General features: G+C 63.3%; 15 protein-coding genes. 8 read left to right on the top strand and 7 right to left on the bottom strand.

The features are described from left to right. The first annotated feature begins 171 nt into the window (after positions 1-171). Positions 172-1,449, top strand: coding sequence for a 5-aminolevulinate synthase (gene hemA, locus A4R29_RS03895; protein ID WP_013533608.1), 1,278 nt, complete (start codon positions 172-174; stop codon positions 1,447-1,449). Between the two features lie 72 nt (positions 1,450-1,521). Here hemA and A4R29_RS03890 read toward each other — a convergent pair whose 3' ends face one another. Beyond that, on the bottom strand, positions 1,522-2,688 hold the full coding sequence (locus A4R29_RS03890; protein ID WP_024503136.1) for a pyridoxal phosphate-dependent aminotransferase: 1,167 nt from the start codon (positions 2,686-2,688) through the stop codon (positions 1,522-1,524). Between the two features lie 112 nt (positions 2,689-2,800). Beyond that, positions 2,801-3,223, bottom strand: coding sequence for a large conductance mechanosensitive channel protein MscL (mscL, locus tag A4R29_RS03885; RefSeq protein WP_013533610.1), 423 nt, complete (start codon positions 3,221-3,223; stop codon positions 2,801-2,803). 399 nt (positions 3,224-3,622) lie between these two features. On the opposite strand from mscL, the gene A4R29_RS03880 reads away from it, so the two are divergent. The 3 genes from A4R29_RS03880 (at position 3,623) to A4R29_RS03870 (ending at position 7,705) form a co-directional block, all read left to right on the top strand. After that, on the top strand, positions 3,623-3,832 hold the full coding sequence (locus A4R29_RS03880; RefSeq protein ID WP_024503137.1) for a hypothetical protein: 210 nt from the start codon (positions 3,623-3,625) through the stop codon (positions 3,830-3,832). Continuing rightward, a complete protein-coding gene (locus A4R29_RS03875; protein WP_063171215.1) occupies positions 3,822-4,118 on the top strand; it encodes a type II toxin-antitoxin system RelE/ParE family toxin in 297 nt (98 codons plus the stop codon). The genes A4R29_RS03880 and A4R29_RS03875 overlap by 11 nt, the downstream gene beginning before the upstream one ends. Positions 4,119-4,216: 98 nt before the next feature. Continuing rightward, complete coding sequence (locus A4R29_RS03870) at positions 4,217-7,705, top strand: PAS domain-containing hybrid sensor histidine kinase/response regulator (RefSeq protein ID WP_063173555.1); 3,489 nt, start codon at positions 4,217-4,219, stop codon at positions 7,703-7,705. 3 nt (positions 7,706-7,708) lie between these two features. Here the strand turns inward: A4R29_RS03870 and A4R29_RS03865 are convergent, their stop codons facing one another. Continuing rightward, positions 7,709-8,368 carry a response regulator transcription factor gene (locus A4R29_RS03865; protein ID WP_063173554.1) on the bottom strand — a complete coding sequence of 220 codons (660 nt, stop codon included), beginning with the start codon at positions 8,366-8,368 and terminating at the stop codon, positions 7,709-7,711. A 122-nt stretch (positions 8,369-8,490) separates the two neighbouring features. After that, the gene (locus A4R29_RS03860; RefSeq protein WP_063173553.1) at positions 8,491-8,907 is read right to left on the bottom strand and encodes a hypothetical protein; all 417 of its coding nucleotides are present in this window, start codon (positions 8,905-8,907) and stop codon (positions 8,491-8,493) included. Between the two features lie 186 nt (positions 8,908-9,093). On the opposite strand from A4R29_RS03860, the gene A4R29_RS03855 reads away from it, so the two are divergent. Continuing rightward, entirely contained in the window at positions 9,094-9,444 is a 351-nt protein-coding gene (locus tag A4R29_RS03855; RefSeq protein WP_063173552.1) for a DUF952 domain-containing protein, read from the top strand. Further along, positions 9,441-10,517, top strand: coding sequence for a quinone-dependent dihydroorotate dehydrogenase (locus tag A4R29_RS03850; RefSeq protein WP_063171214.1), 1,077 nt, complete (start codon positions 9,441-9,443; stop codon positions 10,515-10,517). Before A4R29_RS03855 ends, A4R29_RS03850 begins: the two co-directional genes overlap by 4 nt. Before the next feature lie 7 nt (positions 10,518-10,524). Here the strand turns inward: A4R29_RS03850 and A4R29_RS34570 are convergent, their stop codons facing one another. Further along, positions 10,525-10,698, bottom strand: coding sequence for a hypothetical protein (locus tag A4R29_RS34570; RefSeq protein WP_167355166.1), 174 nt, complete (start codon positions 10,696-10,698; stop codon positions 10,525-10,527). A 299-nt stretch (positions 10,699-10,997) separates the two neighbouring features. Continuing rightward, positions 10,998-12,353 (bottom strand): MATE family efflux transporter, encoded by a 1,356-nt coding sequence (locus A4R29_RS03840; protein ID WP_063173551.1) that lies wholly within the window; start codon positions 12,351-12,353, stop codon positions 10,998-11,000. A gap of 132 nt (positions 12,354-12,485) precedes the next feature. Between A4R29_RS03840 and A4R29_RS03835 the strand changes: the two genes are divergently transcribed. Beyond that, the gene (locus tag A4R29_RS03835; protein WP_063171212.1) at positions 12,486-13,391 is read left to right on the top strand and encodes a histone deacetylase family protein; all 906 of its coding nucleotides are present in this window, start codon (positions 12,486-12,488) and stop codon (positions 13,389-13,391) included. A gap of 65 nt (positions 13,392-13,456) precedes the next feature. On the opposite strand, the gene A4R29_RS03830 is transcribed toward A4R29_RS03835, so the two are convergent. Then, positions 13,457-13,720 (bottom strand): DUF6460 domain-containing protein, encoded by a 264-nt coding sequence (locus tag A4R29_RS03830; protein WP_013533620.1) that lies wholly within the window; start codon positions 13,718-13,720, stop codon positions 13,457-13,459. Positions 13,721-14,222: 502 nt separating this feature from the next. Between A4R29_RS03830 and A4R29_RS03825 the strand changes: the two genes are divergently transcribed. Continuing rightward, positions 14,223-14,795, top strand: coding sequence for an outer membrane protein (locus A4R29_RS03825; protein WP_063171211.1), 573 nt, complete (start codon positions 14,223-14,225; stop codon positions 14,793-14,795). Positions 14,796-14,877 lie beyond the last annotated feature (82 nt).

Here is a 14,877-nt window from a genome sequence, read left to right as displayed (position 1 = left end):
ATTGCCGGCCAGTGGCATTGTCCTGAAACAAAGTTCATCCACATCAAGGGAATAGGCCACGATCCGCGGTCGTTAGGAACAGGTCCGGGGCGTGGCATTTTGACCAAAAAGGCCAGGTGGACGACCAACAGGCCAATGATTATGATCCCGCGCAAAAATTGGGAAGTCGACATGAACTATCAGCGGTTCTTCGAGGAAGCGATCGACCAGCTCCATGCCGAGCGTCGCTACCGCGTTTTCGCCGACCTCGAGCGGATCGCGGGCAAGTTCCCGCGCGCCATCTGGCGTTCCAATGGCCGTGCCGAGGAAATCACCGTCTGGTGCTCCAACGACTATCTCGGCATGGGCCAGCATCCCGACGTCATCGCCGCGTTCCAGAATACCGCTGGCAAGATGGGTTCGGGCGCCGGCGGCACCCGCAACATTTCCGGCACCTCGAACCCGCTGGTCGAGCTCGAGGTGGAGCTTGCCGACCTGCACGACAAGGAAGCGGCACTGGTCTTCACCTCCGGTTTCGTCTCCAACGAAGCCTCGATCTCGACCATCGCGAAGCTTTTGCCCAACTGCCTGATCATCTCGGACGAATTGAACCACGCCTCGATGATCGAAGGCGTGCGGCGTTCCGGCGCCGAAAAGAAGATCTTCCGCCACAATGACGTGGCGCATCTGGAAAGCCTTTTGCAGGCGGCGGGGCGCGAACGCGCCAAGCTGATCGTCTTCGAAAGCGTCTATTCGATGGATGGCGACATCGCGCCGATCAAAGAGATCGTCGAACTCGCCGAGCGCTACAACGCCATGACCTATATCGACGAGGTCCATGCCGTCGGTATGTACGGGCCGCGCGGCGGCGGCATCACCGAGCGCGAAGGCCTGGCCGACCGCATCGACATCATCGAAGGCACGCTGGCCAAGGCATTCGGCACGCTGGGCGGCTACATCACCGGCACCAGCGCTGTGATCGACGCCGTGCGCTCCTATGCCCCCGGCTTCATCTTCACCACGGCACTGCCGCCGGCGATCGCTGCCGCCGCGACCGCGTCGATCCGCCATCTCAAGCGCTCGCAGGCCGAGCGTGACGCCCAGCAGCAGCAGGCGAGCCGAACCAAACACATCCTGTCGGCCGCCGGCCTGCCGGTGATGGATTCGCCGACGCACATCGTGCCGCTGCTGGTCGGCGATCCCGAGGCCTGCAAGATGGCCAGCGACCGCCTGCTCGGCGTGCACGGCATCTACATCCAGCCGATCAACTACCCGACCGTGCCGCGCGGGACCGAGCGGCTGCGCATCACGCCGACGCCGTTCCATTCCGATGCGCTGATCGCCGAATTGCAGGATGCGCTGGTCGAGACCTGGGATGCGCTCGGCATCCCCTATGGTTCGGCAGGTCGGCCTTCGGTGGCCAAGAGCGACCGCATCATTCCATTGCTGGTGCCCAAGTCAGGCGGCTGATGCCGTTTGGAACTCTACTCCGGCGGCCATCTGGCTCGCCGGAGCGATTTCAATTCGGGCTTCGTCAGCGGCTCAGGCGTTCTTCATCCACTTCGCCAGCCGGTGTGCCGCTTCCTCGATCTGGTCGAGGCGGCGGTGGAAGCACAGCCGCAAAAACGCCTCGCCGCCGGGGCCGAAAGCGGTGCCTGGCGCCAGGCCGACATTGGCCTTGTCAACGATGTCGAAGGCAGCGGTGCGTGAATCGGTGATGCCATCGACTGTGAAAAACAGATAGAACGCGCCTTGCGGCACCGTAAACCCAGCGCGGCCGGTGGCGCCGAGGATGCCGCAGACAAGGTCGCGCGCCTTGCGCGCCCGCTCCACCTGTTCGGCAACGAAGGCGTCGCCCTCGTCAAGGGCGGCGACCGCGCCGCGCTGCATGAACTGGGCGACGCCGGAGCTCGAATACTGGATCAGGTTCTCGAACACCTGCTGCAAGCTCGGATGCGTCTTGATCCAGCCGACGCGCCAGCCGGTCATCGCCCAGTTCTTGGAAAAGGAGTTGACGTACAGGATACGGTCTTCCGCCGACGCTATGTCGAGGAAGGACGGCGCGCGGCCGTGGCCGTAGTGGAACAGTGAATAGATCTCGTCGGCGATGATCCAGAGGTTCTTCGCGCGCGCCAGAGCGAGGATCGCCTGCAAGGTCTCGTGATCGGCGGTCCAGCCGGTCGGATTCGACGGCGTGTTGATGAACAGCGCCTTTGTGCGCGGCGTGATCGAAGCGGCGATCTTCTCGACGTCGCAGGACCAGCCATTGCCGGAATGATCGAGCGTGACCGCGACTGGAACGGCTCCCGCTATCCCTGCTGCGGCATCGAAATTCGGCCAGGCCGGCGACAGGTAGACCACCTCGTCGCCGGCGCCAGCGAGCGCGTCGAGCGCCAGCTGGATGGCATGCATGCCGGAGCCGGTGACGATGAATTCTTCCTCCGGGAAATTCTTGCCGAAATGCCTGGCATAGTAGCGGGAGAGTGCCTGCCTGAGATCGGGGATGCCCCGTTGCCAGGTGTAGAATGTCTCGCCGCCGGCCAGCGCCTTCGACGCGGCATCGGTGATGAAGGCTGGCGTCGGCAGGTCGCCTTCGCCGGCCCAGAGCGGAATCATGCCTTCGCGCAGGCGGCCGTAGTTGACGACGGCGACAATGCCACTTTCGGGTGCTGCACGGGCCTCGGTGCGCAAGCTGTCGATCAGGGTCATGGGCGGATCCGTTTTTGGTCTGCGGTTTTCGTCAGCGGTCCTTACCAGATGCGAAAACAGAAAACCCCGGCCGCCAACGACCGGGGTTTTGGTCCAGCAATGCTGCCCGTGGTCAGCGCCTGGCGAGCAGATCGCGAATTTCGGTGAGCAGCGCGACGTCGGCTGGCGGCGGAGCCGCCGGTGCAGCGGGCTTCTCGCGCTCAAGCCGCTTGCGCATGTTGTTCACCGCCTTGACCATCAGGAAAATGATGAAAGCGAGGATGAGGAAGTTCAACGCGACAGTGATGAAGCTGCCGTAGGCAAAGACCGCGCCTTGCTTCTTGGCGTCGGCCAGCGAGGTGGCGTTGACGGCCGAGGAGAGGCCAAGGAAATAATTGTTGAAGTCCAAGCCGCCGAAAATCGCGCCGACGATCGGCATGATGATATCGTTAACAAGGGAATCGACGATCTTGCCGAAGGCCGCGCCGATGATGACGCCGACCGCAAGGTCCATCACATTGCCCTTGGAAATAAATTCCTGGAATTCTTTCAGCATTCGACCCTCCTTGTCGTGACTGGCCGAGCTGCCGTTTCCGTCCTTGCGGCATCGACCTGAGGCAACATAACAAAAACCTCCTGACGCAACATGGGTAAAAGGGAGAAAACAACCGCTTTCTCCTTACCTTACGGCACTTTGGGCGGCAGCTCTGCCGAATTTGACGCGTTGCGTACAAGGGCGTGAAATTTCATATCCCCGCGATGCAAATCGACACAGATGCCGCCGAATCACTGCAAAACGACCACGCTGGACCAGATTGCCGCCGAGCACGGCATGGGCCCCTGGTTGTTGACGCGAGCGATCAATCGCTCTTTGCAAGGTTTCCCGCATTGACGGCACGGCAAAGCCAGCATTGAATTTCTGAAAATTATAGGCGTTTTCGCCTATAATGTTCTCATGAACATGCTCGAAACCATCAGCATTGATGTTTATCCGTGGGCGGCTCCAACAAAGGAGCAGCGCGCTTGGTTTGACGCGCTTTCGCCCGACGAGAAGCGGAAAGCGATTCAGGCGGCGATCAACGAAGGTTTTGAGAGCCCGGTCAGCGAAAAGTCGATCGACGACATTATTCGGGAAGCGCGTGCCGAACTCCCGCATGCGCCATAGGATAACGCATCGCGCCGAACGCGATCTGAAAGACATTTACCGACACACCTTCGAAAACTTCGGCCACACTCAGGCCGAAAAGTACCTGCGCGAACTCGACGCGGTGTTTGAGTTGCTCGGCGACTATCCGAGTATGGGCCGGCTCTATGAAGGCAGGACCCATCAGTTCGTCCACGGCAAGCACATCATCCTCTATCGCATGGGTTTGGAGGAGGTCGTCATTGCCGTATTTTCCACGGCGCTCAGCGGCGATCTTCACCATAACGACACCGACGCGCCGCCCTGATAGCCGTCCTGCACAGCTCTGCAATGGACTCGGACGCCAAGCTGTGGTTGCGTCCGGGCAAGCCGGATAGAAAGACGGCAGAGGAGGAAAGTCCAAGCGTGCAGGGCTTGTTCATCGTCATCATCGCGGTCGCCTATGTGACGCTGCTGTTTGCCATCGCCAGCCTCGGCGACCGCCGCTCGGCCATCTCCGAGCCGAGCCGGGGGCGGCCTTTCATCTATGCGCTCAGCCTCGCGATCTACTGCACATCCTGGACTTTCTTCGGCTCGGTCGGCCTCTCTTCCGAACGCGGCCTCGAATTCCTCGGCATCTATACGGGCCCGGTGCTCGTCTTCGTGTTCGGCTTCCCGCTGCTCAACCGCATCGTGCGGCTGGCCAAGACCGAGAAGATCACCTCGATCGCGGATTTCCTCGGCGCACGTTACGGCAAGAGTTTCACCGTCGCGGCGATCGCCACGCTGATCGCCACCATCGGCGCGGTGCCCTATATCGCGCTGCAGTTGAAGGCGATATCCGGTTCGGTCAGCCTGATGGTCGAGCACTATACGGGATCGCCGCCTTCGTTCGATCCCTTCGTCAGCGACATCTCGCTGGTCGTCGCCATGCTCCTGGCGCTGTTCGCGGTGCTGTTCGGCACCCGTCACGCCGACGCCACCGAACATCAGGACGGGCTGGTGCTGGCGGTGGCCGTCGAAACCGTGGTCAAGCTTGCCGCCTTCCTGGCCATCGGCCTGATGGTCACCTTCCTGATCTTCGGCGGCCCGGGCGACATGTTCGACAAGCTCGCCCAGAATGCACAGGTCCGGCAGGCGATGAGCTACAACACCTCGCTCGCCACCTGGCTGGTGCTGACGTGCCTCAGCGGCTTTGCCATCATCATGCTGCCGCGGCAGTTCTACGTCACCATCGTCGAGAACCGCGGCGAAGCCGAACTGCGCACCGCGACATGGGTGTTCCCGCTCTACCTCGTGGCGATCAACCTGTTCGTGCTGCCGATCGCCTTCGCCGGCCTTTCGCTGGTCGGCACCGGAACCAGCAGCGATCTCTACGTGCTGTCGCTGCCGCTGTTCAGCGGCCATGATGTGCTGGCGATGGCGGCTTTCATCGGCGGCCTGTCGGCGGCGACGGCGATGGTGATCGTCGAAAGCGTGGCGCTGTCGATCATGATCTCCAACGATCTCGTCATTCCGCTGTTCGTGCGCCGCCTGCTCAAGACCTCGACCTCCGAGACCGAGGATTGGTCGACGCTGATCCTCAATGTGCGGCGCGGGGCGATCTTCATCCTGTTGTTCATCGCTTTCCTCTACTACCGCGAGAGCACCGACAGCGCGCGGCTGTCGTCGATCGGCCTGATGTCGTTCGCGGCGATCGCCCAGTTCGCGCCGGCGCTGATCGGCGGACTGATCTGGCGCGGCGCCAACGGCCGGGGTGCCGCACTTGGCATGGTCGCCGGCATCCTCGTCTGGGGCTACACGCTGCTGTTTCCATCGCTTGCCGCCCCTGATACCGGCATCATCGTGCACGGGCTGTTCGGCTTCGAGGCGCTGCGGCCGCAGGCCCTGTTCGGCACCGTCGCCGAACCGCTGAACCACGGCGTGCTGTGGAGCCTGTCGATCAACGCGGTGTTCTTCGTGCTCGGTTCGCTGTCGCGCGCATCGGTGCCGCTGGAACGGATCCAGGCGTCGATCTTCGTGCCGCGCGATGCCGGCCCGATGCCCAGCCTGCGGCGCTTCCGCACCGCCATCACCGTCAACGACCTCAAGGACACGATCGGCCGCTATCTCGGCGTCGAGCGCACCGAGCGCTCCTTCCAGTCGTTCGAAAAGACCAACGGAGCCTCGCTGCACGGCAATGAGCAGGCGAGCATGGACGTCATCCGCTTCTCCGAGCAATTGCTGGCCAGCGCCGTCGGTTCCTCCTCGGCTCGCCTGATCCTGTCGCTGCTGTTTCGCCGCCACGACCGCGAATCCAGGGATGCCTTCCGCTTGCTCGACGACGCCACCGAGGCGCTGCAGCACAATCGCGACCTGTTGCAGATCGCGCTCGACCAGATGGAACAGGGCATCACCGTTTTCGACCGCGATTTCCGCCTGATCTGCTGGAACCGCCAATACCGGGCACTGTTCGACCTGCCCGACGAGATGGGCCAGGTCGGCGTGTCGCTCGACCGCATCCTGCGCCATCTCGCCGAGCGCGGCGACATTCCCGCCGATCAGCGTGTGGCCATGCTGAACCGGCTGACCAGCTTCGTCAGCCCATGGCAGATGGAGCTGAAAACCTCGGGCCGCATTCTGGAGCTGCGCTCCAACCCGATGCCGGACGGCGGCATCGTCGCCACCTACGCCGACATTTCCGGACGCGTCGAGCAGGACCTGGCGCTGAAACGTGCCAATGAATCGCTGGAGCAGCGCGTCAAGACCCGCACCATCGAACTGACCCGGGTCAATGAGGAACTGGCGCAGGCGCAGATGCTGGCGGAGGAGGCCAATCTCGGCAAGACACGCTTCCTCGCCGCCGCCGGCCACGACATCCTGCAGCCGCTGAACGCCGCCCGGCTCTATTGCTCCTCGCTGATCGAGAAGGCCGGCAAGGGGCCTGCCGGCAAGGCGGCCGTCAACATCGAATCCTCGCTGGAATCGGTCGAGACCATTCTCGGCGCCGTGCTCGACATCTCCCGCCTCGATGCCGGCGCGATGAAGCCGGACGACACCGCCTTCAATCTCGACGGATTGCTGCGCCAGATCGGCAACGACTTCCGGCCGCTCGCCGCCGAAAAGAAGCTCGAGCTGACGATCATGCCGTCATCGCTGACGGTAACGACGGACCGCAATTTGCTGCGCCGCCTGATCCAGAATCTCGTCTCCAACGCCATCAAATACACGCGCCACGGCCGCGTGCTGGTTGGCGTCAGGCGGCGCGGCGATTTGGCCGAGATCCAGGTGATCGACACCGGCATCGGCATCGCCGGCGACAAGCTGAACACCGTCTTTCGTGAATTCACCCGGCTCGATGAGGGCGCGCGCGAGGCCGAGGGCCTCGGTCTCGGCCTCTCCATCGTCGACCGTATCGCCCGGGTACTGCGCCTGGAGATCCGGATCTTTTCCAATCCTGGCAAGGGCACGCGCTTCTCCGTCATCCTGCCCGTCGCGGCCGTACAGGAACCGCGGCGCGAAGTCGACGCCAGGGTTCCTGCCCGCGCGACGGCTTCGCTGGCCGGGCTGCACGTGCTGTGCATCGACAACGACGCCCGCATCCTTGAAGGCATGCGGCTCCTGCTCGAAGGCTGGGGCTGCAATGTCGAGACCGTGTCCGGTTCAAAGGATCTGGAAGGCGGGGTGACACACCGCCCGGACATCGTCCTTGCCGACTATCATCTCGACGGCGAAACCGGTCTCGAACTCGTCGTCAGGCTGCGCGCGATCCATGGCGACACCCTGCCGGCCGTGCTGGTTACCGCCGACCGCTCCAACGAGGTGCGCACGGCCGCGGGCGGGCTCGAGATTGCGGTGATCAACAAACCGCTCAGACCAGCGGTGCTGCGTTCGATGATGGCCAGGGTCAGGCCGCTGGCACCGGCGGCCGCATAGGGGTCAACTTGCCGGCTGCAGCGGGTCGCTGCCGATCTTGGACAGCAGGATCACCGCCTGGGTGCGGCTGTCGACGCCGAGCTTCTGCAGGATGGCGGAGACATGCGCCTTGATGGTGGCTTCGGAGACGCCGAGTTCATAGGCGATCTGCTTGTTGAGCAGGCCCTCGGCCAGCATGCCCAGCACCCGTGTCTGCTGCGGCGTCAACGCCTGCAGCCGCTTGATCAGGTCGGATATTTCGGGATCGCGCTCGATGCCGAGATCGACGCCGACCGGTGCTGCGATATCGCCGGCAAGCACCGACTGCACGGCGCTGCGAATCTCTTCCATGCTGGCCGATTTGGAGATGAAGCCGGAAGCGCCGAGATCGAGAGCCCGCCTGATGGTCGCCGGATCGTCATGCGCCGACACCACGACCAGCGGCACCGCCGGATGGATGCCACGCAGCGAGATCAGGCCGGAAAGGCCGCTGGCGCCCGGCATCGACAGGTCGAGCAGCACCAGATCGACGTCCTCATTGGCCACGACCAGCGCCTTGGCGCTCTCGAAATCGCCGGCTTCATGGATGGCGGCGACGTTGCCTATGCCGGCGAGCGCTTCGCGCAGCGCACCGCGAAACAGCGGGTGATCGTCGGCGATGACGAAAGAATAGCCTGCCGGCAAATGTTCCTCCCCGAATCCCCGATGATTTTTGGCTTTTTCGGGTTCAATTTGGACGATTATGATGGGCTGCGCGCTGTTTTCAAGCGGCAAAGCCAGCGCGTCGCCTCCCGTGGCCGAAGCGCTCAGGTCTTCTGGGCGCCGTTGTCCTTGTCCATATCCTTGACGATGCCCATGAAGCCGCGCAGGAAGCGTTCCATGTAGCCCATCGTCTTGTTGAAATCCTCCTCGCTCGGCAGTTTCGATTCGAGGCGGGCGGAGAGCGAATTCTCGAGCTTGGTGACGCGCTCGTCCATCGCCTTCATCGAGGTCTGCAAGCGGTCGACCTCGTCCTGGAAAGCGGCGCGTTCGTCGGCCGCCATCTTGCAGACGAGCTGGCCGGAGCGTTCGTCGCAGATCGACATGGCGCCGGTCTGGGTGTCCATGCGGATATAGCCGGTGGCCGACTTTTCCAGCCGGTAGCGGTCGGTTTCTTCCGAATAAGCTGAAGCCGCGACCAGCGAAACGAGCGCGGCGGGGATCAAGATGTGCTGCAGACGCATGTTGTCCTCCATGGCAAAGGCCTCAGATATCGCATGTTTGCGCCGGAAATGGGGAAGACCCTTGGCGTGGCCTTTCCCGAATGGCTGGTTCGGAACCTTTTGAAGCAATTCCCAAGGGAAAGCGCTATGCGCTTTTCCCGGGAAAACCGTTTCACACTTTTCCTGGAACTGCTCTATAGCGCAACCATGTCTCAGATTATCTACAAGATAACCCCGCAAGCGCCTTGGCGCGAGGCCGAAACGCATGGCCGCTTCACAGGCGCGCCGATAGATGTCGCAGACGGCTTCATCCATTTCTCCACGGCAGCACAGGTCAGGGAAACGGCGGCAAAGCACTTTGCCGGCCAGACGGACCTTTTGCTGGTCGCCATCGACGGCGCCGGCCTGGGCGCTGCGCTGAGATACGAGGTCTCGCGCGGCGGCGCGCTGTTTCCGCATCTCTATGGTCCGCTGGACCTCAAGGCCGTGCTGTGGGTCCGGCCACTGCCGCTGGGCGCCGATGGTGTGCATCAGTTCCCGGCACTGGAGGGGCAATGAGCGTGCTCGACCGGCTCGGCCAGAAGCTGCTGTTCGCCTTCGATCCGGAAACCGCGCATGGCATGTCGATCACGGCGCTGCGATGCGGCCTGCCGGTCGGCGCGCGGACGACGCTCGACGCGCGGCTGAAGGTCAGCGTCTGCGGCCTCGATTTCCCCAATCCGCTCGGCATGGCGGCCGGCTATGACAAGAACGCCGAGGTGCCCGACGCGCTGCTTGGCCTGGGCTTCGGCTTCACGGAGGTCGGCACCATCACGCCGCTGCCGCAGGCCGGCAATCCGAAGCCACGTATCTTCCGGCTGACGGCCGACGATGCGGTGATCAACCGATTGGGCTTCAACAATGAAGGCCATGCAGCGGCCGAAGAGCGCCTTGCCGCGCGCAAGGGACGCTCCGGCATCGTCGGCGTCAACATCGGCGCCAACAAGGACAGCGCCGACCGCGTCAGTGACTATGAGCGCGGCGTCTCCCGGTTTGCGCGATACGCCAGCTATCTCACCGTCAACATCTCATCGCCCAACACGCCGGGCCTGCGCAACATGCAGGCGCGCGAGCAGCTTGATGAGCTCTTGTCGCGGGTCATGGCCGCGCGCGCCGCGGCAACGGCGCAACCGCCCGTCTTCCTCAAGATCGCGCCGGATCTGGTCGAGGCCGAGCTGGAGGACATCGCCGCCGAGGTCACCGAAAAGCGGGTCGACGGCGTCATCGTCTCCAACACCACCATATCCCGACCACCGTTGCGCAGCGGCGACACCGCGCGCGAGACCGGGGGACTGTCGGGAAAACCCTTGTTCGAGCGCTCGACCGTCATGCTGGCGAAGATGCGCAAACTGCTCGGGCCGGAGCTTGCCATCGTCGGCGTCGGCGGCGTCGATTCCGCCGATACGGCGCTGGACAAGATCCGCGCGGGCGCCGATCTGGTGCAGCTCTACACCGGCATGATCTATGCCGGGCCTTCGCTGCCAGGCCATATTCTTTCCGGAATGGTGCGTTTCCTCGAAAAAGAACGGCTGAAGTCGGTTTGCGAATTGCGCGACAGCCGCCTCGACTTCTGGGCGTCCAGGCAACTCTGAACCGCTCTCAGGAGCGTGGATTGCGACTGACAGCCCGCTCGCAGATGGTGCCGCCGATCGCAGGCAACACCCCGAAGAGAAGCAACTGTGCGGTTCCGCCGATGCCAGAAACCGCGGAGAGAATGAACGCAGCGAGCAATCCCAGCGCCGCGCCCAAGACATATGGCAGGTAGCTTCGCATAAGCTCGCCCTGGAACAATTGGCGCGTCAAGTCTGTTGGAAATCGACAGGAAGTGCAAGTGCATCCGGCCGCACAGCAGGGCAACGAACTCAGGTCGACGGTTCCTTCGGAGCCTTCGCCGGCGCGTTGGCTGACGGAGCATCAAACGAAAAACCCGCCTGTGCGGCGGGTCACTGGCGCAAATCAGCACCATAGGTAAAAAAGTACCATAGCTGAGGTCACCAAGTCAAGAAAAAATTCCTATCGTGAAAAGCTGCCGTTCAGCTCCGGGACGGCCCAGGGCCTTCCGGTGACACCGTTTAAAACGCCGTCCGCACCCTGAGCCGCAGGATCGTCAGCAGGCTGAAGCCTCGCACCAGCAGGAAGACGTGCAGCGCCGCCCACAGGCCATTGTTGCCGAAGGCGGGCGCAAGGGTCAGCAGCGCGGCCGCGAAAACCAGGAACGACAGCAGCATCATGTTACGCATGTCGCGGGACCAGGTCGCGCCGATGAAGACGCCATCCATCTGGAACGCCAGCACACCGCTCAGCGCCGTGAATGCCGCCCATGGCAGGTAGATGTCGGCCACCGAACGGACTTCCTCCGATGTCGTCACGAGAGCGACCAGATTGGCGCCACCAGACAGCATAACCAGCGTCGCGGCTCCCGCCAGTCCGAAACCCCAGAACAGCGTCAACCGCACGGCCTGGCGGAACGGTGCGGCGGCACGTGCGCCGACGGCACGGCCCGCCAGCTGTTCGGCGGCGGTGGCAAAGCCATCGAGGAAATAGCCGGCGACGAGAAAGAAATTCATCAGCACGGCGTTGGCGGCCAGGGTCACCGTGCCGAACTGCGCGCCCTGGCGGGTGAACAATGCGAAGGCGGCGAGCAGCGAGAACGAGCGGATCATGATGTCGCGGTTGAGCGACATCATGCGCAGGAAGGCGGCCATGTCGAGCAGGCGATGGCGCGGTAAGGATGGGGCCGCCCGGAACCGGCGGATCACGATCGCCAGGCCGAGCAGCATGGCCAGGAACTCACCGGTGACGGTCGCCCAGGCGACGCCGGCAACGCCCCAGCCAAGCTCCAATCCAAGCAGGAAGCAGAGCGCGATGTTGATGCCGTTCAGCACCAATTGCAGCATCAGCCCAAGCCCGCCCTCGCCGCGCCCCAGAACGTAGCCAAGGACGGCGTAGTTGATCAGCGAAAAGGGGGCTGCAAGCAGCCTGATCCTGATGTAGACGCCCATCGCCTCGCTGACGCGCGGTTCGGCGCCCATGAACTTTTGCCCGGCGATGGCGACCAGCGGCGCAAGGGCAGCAAGCACTATGCCGGCGACAACAGCGATCAGCACGGCGCGCCAGAACACCGCCTGTTCCTCCAGGGCATCGCCGCGCCCGAAAGCCTGGGCGACGAGGCCGGTGGTGCCCGAGCGCAGGAAATTGAAAGAGGTGAAGACGACGTCGAAGATCAATGCGCCGGCCGCCAGACCGCCGAGCAGGGCGGCGTCGCCGAACTGGCCGACGACAGCCGTGTCGACCAGGCCGAGCATCGGCGTCGTCAGATAGGCAAGCGTCATCGGCACGGCGATGGCGAGCACGGAGCGGTTGGTGACGACAAATGATCCGGGGTTGATTGGGGATCTGGCGTCGGCTGGGGTTGCACCCTGGTCCAAGGATTGCTGCCTTGCTGATTGCGGCTTGATGGAACCGTCGATGTGCCCCATTTTCCGGCCACCGCGCAATCACCTATCCCTTGACGGCCAACCGAAATCCCGGTCTGGCGTGAGCCAGCCGGATACGAGTTCATGCCTCTGCAGATCGTGCATCATCCCGACTACGACGCCGGCTTCGCCGTCAACCACCGCTTTCCGATGAGCAAATATCCCTTGCTGATGGAGGCGCTACGTACACGTGGCCTCGCCGGCCCCGACGCGCTCAGCACCGCCGAACCGGCGCCGGCGTCATGGCTGGAGCTTGCCCATGCGGCGGACTATGTCGACCAGGTCGTCAACTGCCGCGTGCCCGAGAAGATCGAACGCGAGATCGGTTTTCGGATCGGACCCCGCGTCTCGCTGCGCGCGCAGCTTGCCACCGGCGGCACCGTGCTGGCGGCGCGGCTTGCCTTGCGCCACGGTATCGCCTGCAACACCGCCGGCGGCAGCCATCATGCGCGGCGCGCGCAAGGCGCGGGCTTCTGCACCTTCAACGATGTCGCCGTGGCCGCATTGGTGCTGCTAGCCGAAGGCGCGGCGCAAAACATCCTGGTCGTCGATCTCGACGTGCACCAGGGAGACGGCACGGCGGATATTCTCGCCGATGATCCGCGCGTGTTCACCTTTTCCATGCATGGCGACCGCAACTACCCCGTACGCAAGATCGCCTCCGACCTCGATGTCGCACTGCCCGATGGCACGGGTGACGCCGCCTATCTCCAGAGGCTCGCCGCCATCCTGCCGGAACTGTCCGCCCTGGCGCATTGGGACATCGTGTTCTACAATGCCGGTGTCGACGTTCATGCCGAGGACCGGCTTGGCAGGCTGTCGCTATCGGATAACGGCCTGCGCGCCCGTGACGACATGGTCATCAGCCATTTTCGCGCGCAGGGCGTTCCGGTCTGCGGCGTCATAGGCGGTGGCTATTCCACCGATGTGCCCGCCCTTGCCGCGCGCCATGCCATCCTGTTCGAGGTCGCCGCAGGCTGCGCCCGATAGTACGATCTTGTCCAAAAACCGGTGCCAGGGTTCGCTGACGCGGACCTGCGGTTCGGGATCATGCTCTACTTCCGGTAGTTGGCGAGCCTCAACAGGATGAACGCCGGCACGACGATAGCCGCGCCCAGCAGGATATAACCGAGGAAACGGTCGATGGCATGAAAGCCGAGATTCCACAGGTCCATGAAGAACTTCCGGATGCCGTAGAGCACATCCATCGGCGACCAGCCGAAGGCATTCATGACCAGGCCGACGAGGAAAGACACCACCAGCAGTTTCAGGATCACCTTGAGCGGCGAGTCGCCAAGAAAGCGCGTCAGTGCGGACAAGGCTCGTCTCCCGATTGAGGCACCCAGGCTCGAGGGCGTCGGCCAGACATACGCACTTGGCTTGTCCGCTTCAAGCCGGGAGTTTTGCGGGATGCCAACGGCCTGCACCGCGCGATTGCATGGCAGGCTTGTGCTGCCAAACGGACTAAACCCGCGCCAGACTGTTAAATTTGCGTAAACAACATCGCTTTAATTTATTGAAAACAAAGCGAAAAACGTTCATTTTTCGATTTCCCGCAATGTGCGCGCAATTTTCGCCTGCGAGACGGTCGGCGTCTTTCAGGCGATTGGCCGCGCGGGCGATCTGACCCCCTACCACAACTGGCGAAAGCCAGTCCCAGGACCGCGCAACCATCCCTGAAAGACACCAAATCGGAGCCCGACCGCCTCAACGGTCGAGTTCTTCGGGAAACCTGCGCATCGATTGCCGGATGCGCGCGCGTGTTGGAGTAATGCAGTATTCTCTCAAGCAAAGATCATCCTGACGGCAAGTGCCCTTGCCATGTGCCTCCTGGGGCCGGCGATGGCCGCCGACCTTTCGCCCGCCTACAATGATCCCCCCGCGTTCCAGTGGAGCGGCGCCTATGTCGGCGTGCATGGCGGCACGGCGTTCACCGGGATGCCGAACCCGTTTGCCGGCAGGAACGGCCTCAGCGGCGGCGTTCAGGCGGGCTACAACCAGCAGATGGGTCCAGCGGTTCTCGGTGCCGAGATCGAGGGCTCCTATCTGGGTGGCGCCGAGCACGACGTCCGGGGCGGCAAGATCAAGGAAAAATGGCGCGGTGCCGCCAAGGCCAAGGCCGGCTTGAGCTTCGACCAGACGCTGCTGTTTGGAACCGGCGGCGTCGCCATGACCAAATTCGACAAGGGCGACAAGGTGAACGGTATCGACGGGTGGAAACTCGGCTATCTGGTCGGTGGCGGCATCGAGCAGGGTTTTGCCGGCGGCCTCTCGGCCAAGGTCGAATATGACTATGTGCGCACCCCAGGCGTCGAAACGACGTCCGCCCTGGGCAAATCCAAGGCGACGATCGGCAGCCATGAACTGAAGGCCGGCATCAACTACCGGTTCTAGGGCAGGCCATGGGTTCCGTCGAACCTGTTTTGTATTTTGCTCGAACGACCTTGCGCGGCGCCCGGATGCAACGGGGCCGCGC

This window comes from Mesorhizobium ciceri biovar biserrulae, from assembly GCF_001618845.1.
Taxonomy (GTDB): domain Bacteria; phylum Pseudomonadota; class Alphaproteobacteria; order Rhizobiales; family Rhizobiaceae; genus Mesorhizobium; species Mesorhizobium ciceri.
Note: the sequence above shows the minus strand (reverse complement) of the source record. Positions and strands in the feature narration are given on the sequence as shown.

Excerpts from the sequence above, each read along its gene's own strand:
- A4R29_RS03875 (WP_063171215.1), top strand. The coding sequence starts at position 3,822 with ATGCGCCATAGGATAACGCATCGCGCCGAACGCGATCTGAAAGACATT.
- A4R29_RS34570 (WP_167355166.1), bottom strand. The coding sequence starts at position 10,698 with ATGCGAAGCTACCTGCCATATGTCTTGGGCGCGGCGCTGGGATTGCTC.
- A4R29_RS03850 (WP_063171214.1), top strand. The coding sequence starts at position 9,441 with ATGAGCGTGCTCGACCGGCTCGGCCAGAAGCTGCTGTTCGCCTTCGAT.
- A4R29_RS03835 (WP_063171212.1), top strand. The coding sequence starts at position 12,486 with ATGCCTCTGCAGATCGTGCATCATCCCGACTACGACGCCGGCTTCGCC.
- A4R29_RS03855 (WP_063173552.1), top strand. The coding sequence starts at position 9,094 with ATGTCTCAGATTATCTACAAGATAACCCCGCAAGCGCCTTGGCGCGAG.
- A4R29_RS03825 (WP_063171211.1), top strand. The coding sequence starts at position 14,223 with ATGTGCCTCCTGGGGCCGGCGATGGCCGCCGACCTTTCGCCCGCCTAC.
- A4R29_RS03860 (WP_063173553.1), bottom strand. The coding sequence starts at position 8,907 with ATGCGTCTGCAGCACATCTTGATCCCCGCCGCGCTCGTTTCGCTGGTC.
- A4R29_RS03890 (WP_024503136.1), bottom strand. The coding sequence starts at position 2,688 with ATGACCCTGATCGACAGCTTGCGCACCGAGGCCCGTGCAGCACCCGAA.
- A4R29_RS03880 (WP_024503137.1), top strand. The coding sequence starts at position 3,623 with ATGAACATGCTCGAAACCATCAGCATTGATGTTTATCCGTGGGCGGCT.
- mscL (WP_013533610.1), bottom strand. The coding sequence starts at position 3,223 with ATGCTGAAAGAATTCCAGGAATTTATTTCCAAGGGCAATGTGATGGAC.
- hemA (WP_013533608.1), top strand. The coding sequence starts at position 172 with ATGAACTATCAGCGGTTCTTCGAGGAAGCGATCGACCAGCTCCATGCC.